The sequence below is a fragment of the Streptomyces sp. NPDC050548 genome, assembly GCF_044457385.1.
Classification (GTDB): domain Bacteria; phylum Actinomycetota; class Actinomycetes; order Streptomycetales; family Streptomycetaceae; genus Streptomyces.
In genome coordinates, this window is sequence record NZ_JBITGV010000001.1 from 268,580 (window position 1) to 285,502 (window position 16,923).

Here is a 16,923-nt window from a genome sequence, read left to right on the forward strand (position 1 = left end):
CTAAAGGGGGGCCGTCAGAACTTGATGCTGCCGATCATGCTCGCGATGTTCGTCGTGAGATCGCTGATCGTGGGCGCGATGGTCGAGGAGGCCAGATAGAACCCGAGGAGGACACAGACGACCGCGTGCCCGCCCTTCAGCCCTGATTTCTTGACCAGAAGGAAGACGACGATCGCCAGCAGCACCACCGCCGAAATCGAGAGTGCCACGGCGGCTCACCTCCAATGATCCCAGGGACTAGGGGGTCGGACTATGGGGGCAATGGATCCATGGCGTGGATCCGTAGAGCAAATCCATACAGCAGCCAGCAGGTTCATACCCACCCAACGCCAGTGATCATAACTATCCGCGCTCGCGCATCGCTCGGCGCACAGCCGCACAAGGGGGCGCATGGCCAATATGGTCGGGGCATGACGACCGAGGCTCACTCCTTCCCCCGACGGCACGCCCGTACCCAGCGGTTCACCCTCGGCGCGCCGCGCGCGTTCAGCGTGGCGCCCGATGGTTCCCGGGTCGTGTTCCTGCGCTCCTCCTCCGGCACGGACCGCGCGAACTCGCTGTGGGTCCTCGATCCGGTCGGCGGCGAGGAGCGCGTGGCGGCCGACCCGAGCGCCCTCCTGGGCGGCGCCTCGGAGCACCTCTCGACCGAGGAGCAGGCGCGGCGCGAGCGGGCCCGCGAGGGCGGTGCGGGGATCGTCGGCTACGCCACCGACAGCGCGGTCGAGTTGGCGTCTTTCGCCTTGTCAGGGCGGCTTTTCACGGCCGAGCTACGGGCCGGCACGGCACGTGAACTCACTGTCCCCGGGCCGGTGATCGACCCCCGCCCGGCCCCCGACGGACGGCACATCGCCTACGTCACCGGTGGCGCCCTGCGGGTCGTGGGAGCCGAGGGCGAGGACGACCGGGCGCTCGCCGAGCCGGAGTCGGATCAAGTCACCTATGGACTGGCCGAGTTCATCGCGGCCGAGGAGATGAGCCGTACCCGCGGCTTCTGGTGGTCGCCGGACTCGGACCGGCTGCTGGTCGCCCGTGCGGACGACACGCCGGTGCAGCGCTGGTGGATCGCCGACCCGGCCCACCCGGAGCGCGAGCCGCGGCGGGTCGCGTATCCGGCGGCGGGGACGGCCAACGCGGAGGTACGGCTCTATGCGATCGCGTTGAACGGGGTGCGCACGGAGGTCGTCTGGGACCGGGCGCGGTACCCGTATCTGGCGCGAGTGCACTGGTCAGCGGCGGGTGCGCCACTGCTGCTCGTGCAGGCTCGGGACCAGCGCAGTCAGCTGTTCCTGGCCGTGGACCCGGACACCGGGGCGACCCGGATGGTGCACGCCGACGAAGATCCAATTTGGCTTGATCTTTTCCCCGGCCTGCCGTGCTGGAGCCCCTCCGGACGGCTCGTGCGGATCGCCGACGAGGGGGGCGCCCGGGTGCTCGCGGTCGGCGAACGCCCGCTCACCGGACCGCAGTTGCACGTCCGCGCGGTGCTGGACGTCTCGGACGACAATGTGCTGGTCGCGGCCTCGGCGGGCGAGGACGCGCCCGCCCCGGAGATCGGCGAGGTGCATGTCTACCGGGTCAACGAACTCGGTTTGGAGCGCGTCTCGCAGGAGCCCGGCGTGCACTCGGCGGTGCGCGCCGGGGGCGTGACCGTACTGCTGTCGGCGGTGCCGGACCGGCCGGGCACGCAGGTACAGGTGCTGCGCGAGGGCAAGAAGACGGTGACGATCGCGTCGTACGCCGAAGATCCGGGAATGTCCCCGCGCATCACGTTCACCGAGGGGGGCGCACGGCGCGTCCCGTGCGCCCTGCTTATGCCACGGGACTACGACGGCACCAGCCCGCTCCCGGTTCTGCTGGACCCGTACGGCGGTCCGCACGGTCAGCGCGTGGTCGCCGCGCACAACGCGCACCTCACCTCGCAGTGGTTCGCCGACCAGGGTTTCGCGGTGCTCGTCGCCGACGGGCGGGGCACGCCGGGCCGCTCGCCGGCGTGGGAGAAGGCGATCAGGGACGACCTCGCGGCGGTCGTCCTGGAGGACCAGATCGACGCGCTCCAGGCGCTCGCGGCCGACTTCCCGCTCGACCTCGGCCGGGTCGCGATCCGGGGCTGGTCGTTCGGCGGCTACCTGGCCGCCCTCGCCGCGCTGCGCCGCCCCGACGTCTTCCACGCGGCGGTCGTCGGCGCACCGGTCACCGATCTGCGGCTGTACGACACCCACTACCAGGAGCGGTACATCGGGCACCCGGCCGAGCAGCCCGAGGTCTACCGGCGCAACTCCGTGATCGACGACGCGGGCCTGGTGGACGCGGCCGAGCCGCACCGCCCGATGCTGATCGTCCACGGCCTCGCGGACGACAACGTGGTGGTCGCCCACTCCCTGCGCCTGTCCTCGGCCCTGCTCGCGGCGGGCCGCCCGCACGAGGTGCTCCCCCTGTCCGGGGTGACGCACATGACCCCGCAGGAGACGGTGGCGGAGAACCTGCTGCTCCTGCAACTGGACTTCCTGCGGCGTTCGTTGGGGCTTCCCCGCTGACAACGGGCAACGGACCGGGGCGACATGGCGCGCCCCGGTCCGTTTACGGCACCCGCACGGCCGTACGTTGTTCAGGTTGACTCGTCCGTATATCGAGATCGGGTCGGCCGAGTTGCCTGCGTGTTAACGCGGTTGATGCCTGTTTGCACCCTTATTCCGCCGCATTCCCAAGATCGTCCGGGGGTGCTTCCGACGGTACGACCGTCTTCTCCTCCGCGAAGTGACAGGCCGAGTCGTGGGCCGCGGGCCCGCTCGCGAGCCGGAACTCGGCCGGTACGGCGAGCAGCGGCACCTCCAGCGAGCAGCGCTCCTGCGCCTTCCAGCAGCGGGTGCGGAAGCGGCAGCCGGACGGGACGTTCGTCGGGGACGGCACGTCGCCGGACAGGATGATCCGCTCCCGGTGCTCGCGCGCGTCCGGGTCGGGCACGGGGACGGCGGACAGCAGCGCCTGGGTGTACGGGTGTGTCGGGTGGTCGTAGATCTCCTCGTCCCTGCCGATCTCCACGATCCGGCCGAGGTACATCACCCCGACCCGGTCCGAGATGTGCCGGACGATCGACAGGTCGTGGGCGATGAAGACGTAGGAGAGATCGAACTCGTCCTGGAGGCGGTCGAGGAGGTTGATGACCTGGGCCTGTACGGAGACGTCGAGCGCGGAGACGGGTTCGTCGGCCACGATGACCTCGGGGCGCAGCGCCAACCCCCGTGCGATGCCGATGCGTTGGCGCTGGCCGCCGGAGAACTGGTGCGGATAGCGGTTGATGTACTCGGGGTTGAGCCCGACCACGTCCAGCAGATCCTGAACCCGCTTGCGCCGATCGCCTTTCGGCGCCACCTCGGGGTGGATCTCGTACGGCTCCCCGATGATGTCGCCGACCGTCATCCGGGGGTTGAGGGAGGTGTACGGGTCCTGGAACACCATCTGGATGTTGCGGCGGGCGGCCTTCAGGGCGCGGCCGGACATCTTGCTGATGTCCTCGCCCTTGAACTTGATCGACCCCTCGGTCGGCCGCTCAAGATTGACGAGCATCTTGGCAACAGTTGATTTGCCGCAGCCGGACTCCCCGACGATGCCGAGGGTCTCTCCTCTGCCCAGCGTGAAGTCGACACCGTCAACAGCCTTGACGGCACCGACCTGCTTCTTGAACAGAATGCCCTGGGTCAACGGGTAGTGCTTGACCAGTCCGGTCACTTCCAGGATCGGCTCAACCGTTGACTCGACCATTGAGGCACTCCCTCCAGAAGTGGCAGGCGCTGCCCCGGTGTTCGTCCACCTCGTGCAGGGGTGGTTCGTCGGTCCGGCACACGTCCTGGGCCATCGGACAGCGGGGGTTGAAGGCGCAGCCGGGCGGGATGTGCATCAGGTTCGGCGGCAGGCCCTTGATGGCGTAGAGCTCCTGGCCCTTCTGGTCCAGTCGCGGGATGGAGTCCAGCAGGCCGCGGGTGTACGGATGTGCCGGGGACTTGTAGATGTCGTGGACGGGGGCCGACTCGACGATCCGTCCCGCGTACATGACGGCGATCTTGTCGGCCACATCGGCCACGACTCCGAGGTCGTGGGTGATGAGGATGAGCCCCATGTTGAGTTCGCGCTGCAACTCCGCGAGCAGGTCCATGACTTGGGCCTGGACGGTGACGTCGAGGGCGGTGGTCGGTTCGTCGGCGATGATGAGCGCGGGTTCGAGGGCGAGCGCCATCGCGATCATGATGCGCTGACGCATACCGCCGGAGAACTGGTGCGGGTAGTCCCGGACGCGTTCCTTGGCGGCCGGGATCCGCACCCGCTCCATCAGCTCGACGGCCTTGGCGCGCGCGTCCTTCCGCGACATCCCCCTGTGCACGACGAACATCTCGCCGAGCTGATCGCCCACGGAGAGCACGGGGTTGAGCGAGGACAGCGCGTCCTGGAAGATCATCGCCATCTCGGCACCGCGGACCTTGCGCCGCTCCTCTTCCTTGAACTTCAGCAGATCCTTGCCCCGGAACAGGATCTCCCCGCCGGTGATCTTCCCCGGCGGCACATCGAGAATCCCCATCACGGCCTGCGCGGTCACCGACTTCCCGGACCCCGACTCCCCCAGCACGGCGAGGGTCTCCCCCTCGTCCACGCTGTAGTCGACCCCGTTGACGGCCTTGGCGACCCCGTCCCTGGTCCTGAACTCCACGTGCAGATCCCGCACTTCGAGCAGCATGACGCCGGTCACCTCACCCTCGCATCAGAGGCGCCGCACACCGCGCCGCCGAACACACCGCATCCGGGGCCGACTTCAGCCGCCCCGGCCCGAGCGCACCGGGCGGACGGCGTACCCACACCCGTCCTCCCACCGCCACCCCGCGCCCCGCACGCCTCCCGTACCGTCACGCCGTCACCTCGACCTCGGACCCCCGGACACCACGCACCGCACCGCCAGGTGTGGAACAGCCGGCCGCAGTGATTACCGGCACGACCGGGGCCCACAGGCCGACCGGGGTCCGACCGTGCGCCAGCGCCCGTCGCGGCGACGACGGCCCGCGCCCGATCCCGACTCGCACACCTCCCACGCCGTCGCGCCGTCGCCTCGGGCTCGGATCGACGGACGTCGCGGACTGCGTCGCCCGGCACGGAAAAACCGGGCCCGGCGACCATCGACGCGGCCGGCGTACCCATGCCGGTAGCCCGGTCGAGGGCGCGTGCTCGCGCCGTCGGAGAAACCCGGACCCGGCGATCGTCGACGCGACCGAAGCCCACCGGCCGACCGGTGCGGACGGCACACCCGCCTCCTCCACCCCGACGACGGCGACTCGCGCGCGGGGAGACCATCCCAGTGGGAAACTCCCGCGGACCACACATCTCCAGCACCAGCACGCCCCCCTCACCTCAACTTCGGGTCAAGGGCGTCGCGCACCGCGTCGCCGAGCATGATGAACGCGAGGACGGTGATCGCCAGGGCTCCGGCCGGCCAGAGGAGCATGTGGGGGGCGTTGCGGATGTAGGCGGAGGCCGAGGAGATGTCGATGCCCCAGCTGACCGTGGGGGGCTTCAGGCCCACGCCGAGGTAGGACAGGGTCGCCTCCAGGGAGATGTACGTGCCGAGCGCGATGGTGGCCACGACGATCACCGGGGCGACCGCGTTCGGGGTGATGTGCCGTAGCAGGAGGCGGGAGTTGGAGGCGCCGAGGGCCCGCGCGGCCTGGACGTAGTCGTTCTGTTTGGCCGTGATGACCGAGCCGCGCGCGATGCGGGAGATCTGCGGCCAGCCGAGCAGCACCATGAAGCCGATGACCGGCCAGACCGTGTTGCTGGTGACCACGGAGAGCAGGACCAGGCCGCCGAGGACCACCGGGATCGCGAAGAAGATGTCCGTGAGGCGGGAGAGGATCGAGTCCCACGCCCCGCCGAAGAAGCCCGCGAGTCCGCCCAGGGCCGAGCCGAGGATCGCGACCCCCAGCGTGGCGAGGACGCCGACCGTCACCGACGTACGGGTGCCGTAGACCGTGCGCGTGTAGACGTCGCAGCCCTGGCCGTCGTAGCCGAAGGGATGGCCGGGCTGGGAGCCCTCCTGGGCCTTGGCGAGGTCGCACTTGAGGGGGTTGCCGGAGGCGATCAGGGACGGCCAGAGGGAGATGACGATCAGGAAGAGGATGACGAGCGCGGAGATGATGAAGACGGGGTTGCGGCGCAGGTCTCGCCAGGCGTCGGACCAGAGGGAGCGGGGCTTCTCCTGGGGGCCCGTGCCTTCCGGGCCGCCCGGGGTCTTCTCCAACGTCTCCGCCTCGCTCGTGGCGAGGTCCATCGCCCCGCCCGCGCCGGTCCCGGCGATGGCGCGCTCCGGCTCGAACGGCTGCTCAGGCATAGCGGATCCTCGGGTCGAGTACGGCGTACAGGAGGTCTACGAGCAGGTTGGCGACCAGGAAGACGAGGACGAGGACCGTCACGAAGCCGACCACGGTCTGCGTGTTCTGCCGCACGATCCCCTGGTAGATCTGGAAGCCGACGCCGTGGATGTTGAAGATCCGCTCGGTGACGATCGCGCCGCCCATCAGGGCGCCGATGTCGGTGCCGATGAAGGTGACCACGGGGATGAGCGAGTTGCGGAGGAGGTGGCGGGTGATCACCCGGCGTCTCGGGAGGCCCTTCGCGACGGCCGTGCGGACGTAGTCGGAGCGCCGGTTCTCCGCGATGGACGTCCGGGTCAGCCGGGTGACGTAGGCGAGCGAGACCGAGGCCAGGACCAGGCCGGGCACGATCAGTTCGCTGAAGGTCGCTTCCGAGGAGACGGAGGGTTTGATCCAGCCCCACTCGACGCCGAGCAGCAGTTGCAGCAGCAGACCGGTGACGAAGGTCGGGATGGAGATGACGACGAGGGTGAGCAGCAGCACGCTCGTGTCGATCGGTCGGCCGCGCTTGAGGCCGGTGAGCACCCCGAGCGTGATGCCGATGACGACCTCGAAGACGATCGCCACGATGGTCAGCCGGATGGTGACGGGGAACGCGGTCGCCATCAGCTCGGTGACCTTCTGGCCGTTGAACGCCGTACCGAAGTCACCGGTGAAGATGTTCCCCAAGTAGGTCAGGTACTGCTGCCACAGGGGCTTGTCGAGGCCGAACTCCTTCTTGAGCTGGGCGGCCGTCGCCGGGTCGCACTGCCGGTCGCCGCACAGGCCCGCGATGGGGTCGCCCATCACGTTCACCATCAGGAAGATCAGCAGGGTGGCGCCGATGAAGACCGGGATCATCTGCAGCAGTCGCCGGACGACGTACCGTCCCATGCGGGCTCAGCCGACCTTGATCTCGTTGTACACGGGGACGCTGAACGGGTTGAGCGCGACGTTGGAGAGCCGGTCGGAGTAGCCCGCGCTGCCGTTCTGGTACCAGAGCGGGATGGCGGCCATGTTGTCCCGTACGACGCCCTCGGCCTGCTGGAAGAGCTTGATCGCCTTGGCGGTGTCGGTCTCCGCGTTGGCCTGGTTCACGAGCTTGTCGAAGTCCTTGTTGGACCACTGGCCGTCGTTGGAGGAGGCGTTGGTGTAGTACAGCGGCTGAAGGAAGTTCTGGATGAGCGGGTAGTCCATCTGCCAGCCGGCCCGGAACGGCCCGGTCATCTTGTGCTGGCCGATCTGGTTGCGGAAGTCGGCGAAGGTGCCGACCGGGTTGCCGACGCACGCCTTGTCGTTGCCGAGCGCGTTGTTGATGGAGTTGCACACGGCGTCCACCCACTCCTTGTGCGAGCCCGTGTCCGCGTTGTACGTGATCTTGACCTGGCCGCCGGGCAGCCCGCCGCCCTCCTGGACCAGCTTCTTGGCCTCGGTGGGGTTGTACTTGCAGGCGTCCCCGCACAGCCCGTCCTGGAAGCCGCCCGCGGTGCCGAGCACCGGTGAGGTCCAGTCGGTGGCGGGGGTGCGGGTCTTCTGGAAGATCGTGTCGGTGATCTGGTCGCGGTTGATCGCCATGGACAGCCCCTGGCGTACCTTCTCCGAGCCGCTCTTGTTCCAGTCCTTGTCGTAGTACGGGAACGCGAGCGTCTGGATGATCCCGGCGGGCGTGTTGATGTACCGGCCACTGAGGTCGCTCTTGACGTTCTTGAGCTGCGCGGCCGGGATGTCGTCGACGAGGTCGAGGTTGCCGGCCATCAGGTCGGTGTAGGCGGTGTTGTTGTCGGTGTAGACCTTGAGGGTCACGCCACTGTTCTGCGCCTTGTCCGCGTTGGTGTAGCCGTCCCACTTCTTGAGCTGCATCTGCGAGCCCTTGGTGTACGACTCGATGGTGTACGGCCCGTTCCCGACCGGCTTCTTCAGCCAGGCCTCGTGGTCCGAGAAGAACGTCGACGGCAGCGGCGAGTAGGCCGCGTAGCCGAGGGTGTCCGGGAACGTGGAGAACTTCTGGGTGAGCTTGATCGTGAAGGTGTCGGTGCCGGTCACCTTGAGCCCGGAGAGGGTGGTCGCGGACTGTGAGCCGCTGTCGGGGTGGACCTTGTCGTAGCCGTCGATGTACCCGAAGAAGTACGCGTTCTTCTGGTTGTTCTTGAGGCTGGCGCCGTAGTTCCACGCGTCGACGAAGGACTTCGCGGTGACGGCCTCGCCGTTGCTGAACTTCCAGCCGCTCTTGATGGTGACCGTGAAGTTCTGCGAATCCGTGGTCTCGATCTTGTCGGCGAGCATGTCCTCGGCCTTGCCGGTCTTGGCGTTGTAGCGCTTGAGACCGCGGAAGACCATGTCGAGGACCTTGCCGCCCTGCACCTCGTTGGTGTTGGCCGGCTCCAGCGGGTTCTGCGGGTCTCCCCAGGAGGCACTGAGCACACCGCTGCCGTCACCGCCGCCGCTGCTGCTGCCGCCCCCGCCGCTGCTCCCACAGGCGGTCGCCGCGAGGGCTACCGCCGCCGCGCAAGCGGCCCATTTGGCGTGCGTGGCTCCACGCATCGAGTGCCTCCTCAGGCAAGCCGGTCCAGATCGATCCGTTACCGGCCAATATCGGCACAAAAAGGAGAACATCGCCTTTGGGCCCACCCTTTCGGGGTACCTCCGGCCCCCGTTCGGACGATCCTCGGCATAGCGCACAATGGGTCACCGCGAAGCGATGCAGAACCGTTGGATCACGACGCCCCGATGTACGCATTCCGATACAGAGACGTCCGCATATCGAACCCATTGCCCGTTTCGCACGTTTGGTCCGACATAAAACACGGCCCGATCACGGCGCGCTACCCGCGTAGCTACGGAATGATCAAGCGGAAGTAAAATAGGTAAAGACAAGCACAAGTCGCCCCAGATTTTATTGACCCTGCATGAATTGCGTTGAAAAAGTCCGGCGTAGCCCGTAGGGAGTGCCCTGCGGAGTCTTATCGGACCCGCCCTTGGGCCAGGAGCATCATGACCCCCCCAACCCCATCCGCGGCCCCGCTTGAGGTGACCGACGAGAGCGACGAGAAGTCGATCACTTCTCCCGACTCGAAGGCCGGCGAGAGCAGGTCTCCGGGACAGCTCGCGTGGCGCCGCTTCAAGCGTGACCGTACGGGCGTCATATCGGCGATCATCGTGATCTTCTTCTTCGCGATCGCGCTGGCCGCGCCACTGATCTCGAAGCTGTACGGGAAAGATCCGTACACGACGTACGCGAGCCAGGACCCGAGCCTGCTCGACGCCTTCTCGTACCCGGCGGGCCCGAACGGCGGCATGAGTTCGCAGTTCTGGTTCGGCATCGAACCGCAGCTCGGCCGTGACGTCTTCACCTTCCTGATCTACGGCATCCGGACCTCGCTGGGCATCGCCCTGGCCGCCACCCTGATCACGACCGTCGTCGGCGTCGTGATCGGCGTGACCGCCGGCTATCTGGGCGGCAAGACGGACTACTTCGTCGGCCGGATCATCGACATCGTGCTGTCGATCCCCTCGACGCTGTTCATCATCGCCTTCATGCCGGTGGTGTTCGGGCTGTTCGTCGCGGCCGACGACAACATCCCGACCTGGCTGCGGGCCACCGCACTCATCCTGATGATGTCCTTCTTCGGCTGGGCGTCGATCGCCCGTCTGCTGCGCGGTCAGGTACTCGGCCTGCGCGAGCGGGAGTTCGTCGAGTCGGCCAAGGTGACCGGGGCGTCACCGATGCGCATCGTGTTCAAGGAACTCCTGCCCAACCTGTGGACCCCGATCCTCATCCAGTCCACGCTCATGCTCCCGGCCTATGTGACCGCGGAGGCGGGCTTCGCCTTCCTCGGCGTCGGCATGATCGACCCGACCCCCGACTGGGGCGTCATGATCCAGCGGGGCGCCCAGTTCTACACCCAGGACTTCACCTTCATGCTCTTCCCGGGTCTGGCCATGGTGATCTTCGTCCTGGCGTTCAACCTGCTCGGCGACTCGGCGCGCGACGCGCTCGACCCGAAGTCCAAGCGCTGACCCATCTCTCATCTCCGGTCCGGTCAATGTCGTCCGGCTGGTCCCGTCCCACCCATAAGGCAGGGCTACTGTGTCTTTTTCCCGTAGAAACTTCATGATCGCCACCGGTGTGGTGGCCGCGTCGAGCTCGGTGCTGACCGCCTGTGGCGGCGGCAACTCGACCTCGAAGAGCAAGGTCCCCTCGGTCAGCAAGGCCAAGCAGAGCAAGATCGCGGTCGGCACGAAGGCCGACTCGACGGGCCCCGCCCCCGAGGTCGCCGGCGCGGTCAAGGGCGGGACGATCTACGGGCTCGACCAGTTCGACATGGACCACCTGGACCCGGCGCAGATCTACGTCTCCACCGAGATCCTCATCACCACGCCGATCATGCGTGGCCTGACCGGTTACAAGCTCGACTCCAAGGGCGGCGCCACCCTCGTCGGCGACGTGGCCACGGACGCGGGCACCGCCAAGGACGGCGGCAAGACCTGGTCGTTCACGATCAAGGACGGCATCAAGTGGGAGGACGGCTCCGAGCTGTCCATGGACGACGTCCGCCACACCTTCGAGCGCCTCTTCGCCTCCTTCGTCACCGAGGGCCCGCGCTACGTCCAGCAGTTCCTGGTCGGCGGCGACAAGTACACGGGTCCCTATGAGGGCAAGAACCTCGACTCCATAGAGATCGACGGCAAGACCATCACCTTCCGCCTCAACCAGGCCCGCGGTGACTTCAACTTCACGCTCGCCGAGCGCGCGTACTCCTTCGTGAAGAAGTCGAAGGACACCAAGGAGAAGTACGACAAGCAGCCGTTCTCCTGCGGCCCGTACAAGATCTCCGCCCGTGACGTCGGCAAGTCCCTGACGTACACCCGCAACGAGCACTGGGACGCGGCGACGGACCCGATCCGCAACGCCTACCCGGACAAGTACCTCTTCCAGTTCGGCTACGAGCTGCTGGCCTCGACCGACCGCTACATCGCGGACAAGGGCAACGACCAGTACACGATGTCGATCTTCAACGAGGTCGCCCCCGAGCGGATCGCCACGGTCCTCACCAACACCAAGCTCAAGCAGCAGGTGCTCACCGCGGTCGACACGGTCACCTACTACTGGCCGATCAACACCACCCGCATCACGGACGTCAAGGTCCGCCAGGCCATCAACTACGCCTGGCCGAACCAGCAGCTGCAGACCATCCGCGGCGGCGCGTCCACCAGCGAGATCGCCACCACGATCTTCTCCCCGGTGACGCCCGGCTACACGGACTTCGACCTGTACGGCAAGACCACGAAGCCCGGCGGCGACCCGGTCAAGGCCAAGGCCCTCCTGAAGGAGGCCGGCAAGGTCGGCCAGAAGCTGGTCATCGCCTACCAGACGTCGGACAACGCGGTGAAGCAGGCCGTCGCGATCAAGAACGCGCTGGAGGCGGCCGGCTTCACGGTCGTCAACAAGCAGATCGACAAGTCGACCTTCTACACCCAGATCGGCAAGATCGACAACCAGTACGACCTGTTCGCGGCCGGCTGGAGCCCGGACTGGCCGGGCGGCTACTCGGTCTTCTACCCCTGCTGGGACGGCGACAACATCGGCGACGGCCGCAGCAACTACGCCCAGCTGAAGGACACCGGCGTCGACAAGGCCATCGCGGCGGCCTCCCTGATCACCGACGCCGACGCGGCCAACAAGGCCTGGGGCGCGATCGACAAGCAGATCATGGAACTCGCGGCCTGTGTCCCGGACTACCACGCCATCCGCAACTGGATGCACGGTACGAAGGTCGGCGGCTTCGTCTACGACGCCGGTAACACCGGCATCGCGCTCACGAGGCTCTACGCCAAGGCATAGGCGCCACGCGGCACCAGGGGGCGGCTCCACCGGGCCGCCCCCCACCGGCTCCACACCCCTCACGCCCCGGCAACGGCGCCTCGTCCGGAAAGTCCTGACCCCATGTTCCGCTTCCTTGTCCGCCGTACGATCGGCGCGCTGGTCATTCTGCTGATCATCAGCGCCATCACGTTCTGGCTCTTCTACGCCGTCCCGCGTGACCCGGCCATGATGTCCTGCGGCAAGAACTGCACGCCGGCCTCGCTGGCGCAGATCCGGCACAACCTGGGCATCGACCATCCGATACCGGTCCAGTACTGGTACTGGCTCAAGGGCATCTTCGTCGGGCGTGACTACAGCGGCTTCGGACACTGCAACGCGCCGTGCCTCGGCTACTCCTTCGCCAACAACGAGCCCGTCTTCGGCACGATCATGGACCGGCTGCCGCTGACCCTCTCGCTCGCCTTCGGCTCGGCCGTCATCTTCCTGATCTTCGGTGTCGGCACCGGCATGATCGCGGCGCTCAAGCAGGGCAAGTTCCTGGACAAGTTCGCGACCTCGGCCTCGCTGCTCGGCTCCTCGCTGCAGATCTACTTCGTCGGCTACATCGCGCTGTACTTCCTGGTCTTCAAGACCGGCATCCTCGACCAGCCCTCGTACACGCCGCTGACCGACAACCCCGCCGCCTGGTTCTCGGGCCTGCTGCTGCCGTGGCTCGTGCTGTCGATCATCTTCACCGCCAACTACACGCGTATGGCGCGCTCCCAGCTCGTCGAGCAGCTCAGCGAGGACTACGTCCGCACCGCCCGCGCCAAGGGCCTCTCCAGTGCCAACGTGTTCCTGCGCTTCGCCTGGCGCGGCGCGATGGGCCCGATCGTCACGGTGTTCGGTATCGACCTCGGCACGCTGATCGGCGGCGCGATCATCACCGAGCAGGTCTTCAGCCTCCAGGGCATCGGCCGCCTCGCGGTGATCTCCGTCATCCAGAGCGACCTGCCCATGCTGCTCGGCGTCACCGTCCTCTCCGCGGCGGCGATCGTGTTCTTCAACATCATCGTCGACGCCGCCTACGCCTTCATCGACCCGCGGATCCGGCTCGCCTGACCCTCCGCCCGTACCCCCTACCCCCCGCATCACCCCCCAGGAGCGTCCCCGTGACGAGCACCGATCAGCAGCCCTTCCTCTCCGTCAGGGATCTGAAGGTCCATTTCTCCACCGAGGACGGCATCGTCAAGGCCGTCGACGGGCTCTCCTTCGATCTCGCCAAGGGCAAGACGCTCGGCATCGTCGGTGAGTCGGGCTCCGGCAAGTCCGTCACCAACCTGACGATCCTGGGCCTCCACGACCGCGACCGCACGGCGATCGAGGGCGAGATCCTGCTCGACGACAAGGAGCTGCTCACCGCCTCCGAGCGGGAGCTGGAGCGGCTGCGCGGCAACAAGATGGCCATGATCTTCCAGGACGCGCTGGCCTCGCTGTCGCCGTACCACACGGTCGGCAAGCAGATCGCGGAGACGTACCGCAAGCACACCGGCGCCTCCAAGAAGGAGAGCCGGGAGCGCGCGATAGAGATGCTGAAGCGGGTCGGGATCCCCCAGCCCGAGGTCCGGGTGGACGACTACCCGCACCTCTTCTCCGGCGGTATGCGCCAGCGCGCGATGATCGCCATGGCGCTGGTCTGCGACCCGGAGCTGCTGATCGCCGACGAGCCGACGACGGCCCTCGACGTGACGGTCCAGGCCCAGATCATGGACCTGTTGAAGGACCTCCAGCAGGAGTTCGGCACCGCCATCGTGTTCATCACGCACGACCTCGGCGTGATCGCCGACATCGCCGACGACGTCCTGGTGATGTACGGCGGCCGGTGCGTGGAGCGCGGCACCAAGAAGGAGGTGCTGACGGACCCGCAGCACCCCTACACGCTCGGTCTGCTCAGCTCCATGCCGAGCCTCGAAGGACCGGTCGACGTACCGCTGATGCCGATCCCGGGCTCGCCGCCCTCGCTGCTCAATCCGCCGACCGGCTGCCGCTTCCACCCGCGGTGCGCCTTCGCCGAGAAGGTCCCGGGCGGACGGTGCTCCAGCGAGCGGCCCGTGCTGGAGGTGGTCGACGGCCGGGGCTCCGCCTGCCACCTCACCACCGAGCAGCGCCAGGAGCTCTTCGCCGACCTCACCGCCGTAGCCCAGCACAACTGACGTACTAGAAACAGGACTTCCCATCATGAGCGAGACAACCCCCCTCCTGGACGTCAGCGGGCTGACCAAACACTTCCCGATCAAGGGCGGCTTCCCGATCCGTCGTACGGTCGGCGCCGTGCAGGCCGTCGACGGCCTCGACTTCCAGGTCGGCGAGGGCGAGAGCCTGGGCCTGGTCGGCGAGTCGGGCTGCGGCAAGTCGACCACGGGCCGGCTGATCACCCGGCTCCTGGAGCCGACCGCCGGCAACATCACCTACCGCGGCCAGGACATCACCCACGCGGGCCGCAAGCAGCTGGCGCCGATCCGGTCCGAGATCCAGATGATCTTCCAGGACCCGTACGCCTCCCTGAACCCGCGCCAGACGGTCGGCAAGATCGTGTCCGGCCCGATGGAGATCAACAACATCAACCCGTCCGGCGGCCGTGAGGGCCGCGTCCGGGAGCTGTTGGAGATCGTCGGCCTCAACCCCGAGCACTACAACCGCTTCCCGCACGAGTTCTCCGGCGGCCAGCGCCAACGCATCGGTGTCGCCCGCGCGTTGGCCCTCGAACCGAAGCTGATCGTCGCCGACGAACCGGTCTCCGCGCTGGACGTCTCCATCCAGGCACAGGTCGTCAACCTGCTCCAGAAGGTGCAGAAGGAACTCGGCATCGCGTTCGTGTTCATCGCCCACGACCTGGCGATCGTCCGGCACTTCTCACAGCGGGTCGCGGTGATGTACCTCGGCAAGATCGTGGAGATCGCCGACCGCGACGACCTGTACGGCAACCCGCGCCACCCCTATACGCGGGCCCTGTTGTCGGCCGTGCCCGAGGCCACGGTGGACGAGACGCCGGCCCGGGAGCGCATCCGGCTGGTCGGCGATGTGCCGTCGCCGATCAACCCGCCGACCGGCTGCCGCTTCCGCACCCGCTGCTGGAAGGCGACGGAGAAGTGCGCGACGGAGGCTCCCCCCCTGGTGATGGTCGAGGGCAACAAGCCCGGCCATCTGACCGCGTGCCACTACCCCGAGACGGCGGACACGGTTCCGGCACCCCGTCTCGCCAAGGACCCCGAGGCGGCGGCCTGACACACCCCTTTAGTCAGCCGCCCCCTTCAGGAACGGACTTTCACCGGCCCATTGACCCGAGCCCATGAACGTCCGGTTCCAGGGGACGAAGGCCCGCGCCCACCCAGGCGCGGGCCTTCGCCATTCCCGGGGGCTCAGCCCAACTCTCCCCGCTCCACACAGAATTCATTGCCCTCGGGATCGGCGAGCACGACCCAGCCGCCGCCGTCCGGACGCGTGTGGTCGGCGACCTTCGTGGCGCCGAGTTCCAGTGCCCGCTCGACCTCCTGCGCGCGGGTCCGTCCGTGCGGCTGCAGGTCCAGGTGGACCCGGTTCTTCGCCGCCTTGGCCTCCGGTACGCGTACGAAGAGCAGCGTCGGACCGCCGCCGGGGTCCACGATCACCGCCTCCGGATCACCGGGCTTGTCGTCGTCGGCCAACGGCCGCCCCAGCAACTCGCTCCAGAACAGGCCGAGTTCATAGGGGTCGCCGGTGCAGTCGAAGGTGAGGGTACGGATACTGGGGTTCAGGGCATTTGTCATCGCGCCGAGCATCCCGGAGGGCGGCGCCGATGTCGACCGGTTAAAACACTGCGCCCTTACGGCCGGCGGAAGTTCGGAAGTCAGCAAGAAACGCACGGGCGCACCGTCCGGCTGCCTCCCGTGTGACAAGCTGCCGCAGTGGTCGATCGTTCGTTCACGGATCCTTCGCTCGCCGCGCTGTACGACACCCTCAACCCCTGGGGGCCCGGCGACGACTTCTATCTCGAACTGGTGTTGTCCGCCGGTGCCGTGCTCGACATCGGGTGCGGCACGGGGCGCCTGCTCGGACGGGCCCGGCGGGAAGGGCACCCGGGGCGGCTCATGGGACTCGATCCCGCCGCCGCGATGCTGGTACGGGCGCGGGCCCATGAACCCACGGTCGAGTGGGTGCTCGGGGATCTGCGGTCGCGGGTGTGGCGCGGCGAGTTCGAACTCGCCGTGATGACCGGGCACGCCTTCCAAGTGCTGCTCGGCGACGAGGAGTTGCGCCTCGCGCTGGCCGCCGTACACACCGCGCTCGCTCCCGGCGGGCGGTTCGTGTTCGAGACGCGGAATCCGGGGGCGCGGGCCTGGGAGCGGTGGACACCGGACCGGGTGCGGGAGATCTCCGACGGCGACGGCGGGGTCGTACGGGTGTGGCACGAGGTCGAGTCCGTGGCGGCGGGCGGGGAACGCGTGACGTTCACCGAGACCTTCGAGGGTGCCCGCTGGGAGCGGCCGCAGGTCGACCGGAGCACCCTGCGGTTCCTCGGCACCGACGCCCTGGACCGCTTCCTCCACGAGGCCGGGTTCGTCGTCGTCGAGCGGTACGGCGACTGGGGGCGGGGGCCGCTGACCCCGGCCGCCCCCGAGATCGTCACCGTGGCCGAACCGGTGGGCCACTCCAACCAGGCCTCGTGACATCGCCGTTGGGCCACTGGCGGAG

The 16,923-nt window shown here is 67.8% G+C and carries 14 protein-coding genes; 7 read left to right on the forward strand and 7 right to left on the reverse strand.

Going from position 1 to position 16,923, the window contains the following annotated elements; translation table 11 throughout:
- Nucleotides 1–14 precede the first annotated feature (14 nt).
- Complete coding sequence (locus tag ACIBJH_RS01240) at nt 15–209, reverse strand: hypothetical protein (protein ID WP_019058412.1); 195 nt, start codon at nt 207–209, stop codon at nt 15–17.
- A gap of 201 nt (nt 210–410) precedes the next feature.
- Here ACIBJH_RS01240 and ACIBJH_RS01245 point away from each other — a divergent pair, with 201 nt between their 5' ends.
- Nucleotides 411–2,534, forward strand: a complete 2,124-nt coding sequence (locus ACIBJH_RS01245; protein WP_399114784.1) for a prolyl oligopeptidase family serine peptidase — start codon at nt 411–413, stop codon at nt 2,532–2,534.
- A 151-nt stretch (nt 2,535–2,685) separates the two neighbouring features.
- Here ACIBJH_RS01245 and ACIBJH_RS01250 read toward each other — a convergent pair whose 3' ends face one another.
- The 5 genes from ACIBJH_RS01250 to ACIBJH_RS01270 all read right to left on the reverse strand — a co-directional run bounded on the left by ACIBJH_RS01250 (nt 2,686) and on the right by ACIBJH_RS01270 (nt 8,930).
- A complete protein-coding gene (locus tag ACIBJH_RS01250) occupies nt 2,686–3,759 on the reverse strand; it encodes an ABC transporter ATP-binding protein (protein WP_399114785.1) in 1,074 nt (357 codons plus the stop codon).
- Complete coding sequence (locus tag ACIBJH_RS01255) at nt 3,740–4,726, reverse strand: ABC transporter ATP-binding protein (RefSeq protein WP_201054271.1); 987 nt, start codon at nt 4,724–4,726, stop codon at nt 3,740–3,742. Before ACIBJH_RS01255 ends, ACIBJH_RS01250 begins: the two co-directional genes overlap by 20 nt.
- A 660-nt stretch (nt 4,727–5,386) precedes the next feature.
- Nucleotides 5,387–6,367 carry an ABC transporter permease gene (locus ACIBJH_RS01260; protein ID WP_399114786.1) on the reverse strand — a complete coding sequence of 327 codons (981 nt, stop codon included), beginning with the start codon at nt 6,365–6,367 and terminating at the stop codon, nt 5,387–5,389.
- On the reverse strand, nt 6,360–7,283 hold the full coding sequence (locus ACIBJH_RS01265; protein WP_399114787.1) for an ABC transporter permease: 924 nt from the start codon (nt 7,281–7,283) through the stop codon (nt 6,360–6,362). The genes ACIBJH_RS01260 and ACIBJH_RS01265 overlap by 8 nt, the downstream gene beginning before the upstream one ends.
- Before the next feature lie 6 nt (nt 7,284–7,289).
- On the reverse strand, nt 7,290–8,930 hold the full coding sequence (locus ACIBJH_RS01270; protein WP_399114788.1) for an ABC transporter substrate-binding protein: 1,641 nt from the start codon (nt 8,928–8,930) through the stop codon (nt 7,290–7,292).
- A gap of 450 nt (nt 8,931–9,380) precedes the next feature.
- On the opposite strand from ACIBJH_RS01270, the gene ACIBJH_RS01275 reads away from it, so the two are divergent.
- The 5 genes from ACIBJH_RS01275 (at nt 9,381) to ACIBJH_RS01295 (ending at nt 15,477) form a co-directional block, all read left to right on the forward strand.
- Nucleotides 9,381–10,406 carry an ABC transporter permease gene (locus ACIBJH_RS01275; RefSeq protein ID WP_399114789.1) on the forward strand — a complete coding sequence of 342 codons (1,026 nt, stop codon included), beginning with the start codon at nt 9,381–9,383 and terminating at the stop codon, nt 10,404–10,406.
- Between the two features lie 94 nt (nt 10,407–10,500).
- A complete protein-coding gene (locus tag ACIBJH_RS01280; protein ID WP_399114790.1) occupies nt 10,501–12,231 on the forward strand; it encodes an ABC transporter substrate-binding protein in 1,731 nt (576 codons plus the stop codon).
- 102 nt (nt 12,232–12,333) lie between these two features.
- On the forward strand, nt 12,334–13,314 hold the full coding sequence (locus tag ACIBJH_RS01285; protein WP_399114791.1) for an ABC transporter permease: 981 nt from the start codon (nt 12,334–12,336) through the stop codon (nt 13,312–13,314).
- A 50-nt stretch (nt 13,315–13,364) separates the two neighbouring features.
- On the forward strand, nt 13,365–14,405 hold the full coding sequence (locus ACIBJH_RS01290) for an ABC transporter ATP-binding protein (protein ID WP_399114792.1): 1,041 nt from the start codon (nt 13,365–13,367) through the stop codon (nt 14,403–14,405).
- Nucleotides 14,406–14,430: 25 nt separating this feature from the next.
- Nucleotides 14,431–15,477 (forward strand): ABC transporter ATP-binding protein, encoded by a 1,047-nt coding sequence (locus ACIBJH_RS01295; protein WP_399114793.1) that lies wholly within the window; start codon nt 14,431–14,433, stop codon nt 15,475–15,477.
- Between the two features lie 134 nt (nt 15,478–15,611).
- On the opposite strand, the gene ACIBJH_RS01300 is transcribed toward ACIBJH_RS01295, so the two are convergent.
- Nucleotides 15,612–15,998, reverse strand: a complete 387-nt coding sequence (locus ACIBJH_RS01300) for a VOC family protein (protein ID WP_201054267.1) — start codon at nt 15,996–15,998, stop codon at nt 15,612–15,614.
- Between the two features lie 138 nt (nt 15,999–16,136).
- On the opposite strand from ACIBJH_RS01300, the gene ACIBJH_RS01305 reads away from it, so the two are divergent.
- A complete protein-coding gene (locus tag ACIBJH_RS01305) occupies nt 16,137–16,898 on the forward strand; it encodes a class I SAM-dependent methyltransferase (protein ID WP_399114794.1) in 762 nt (253 codons plus the stop codon).
- Nucleotides 16,899–16,923 lie beyond the last annotated feature (25 nt).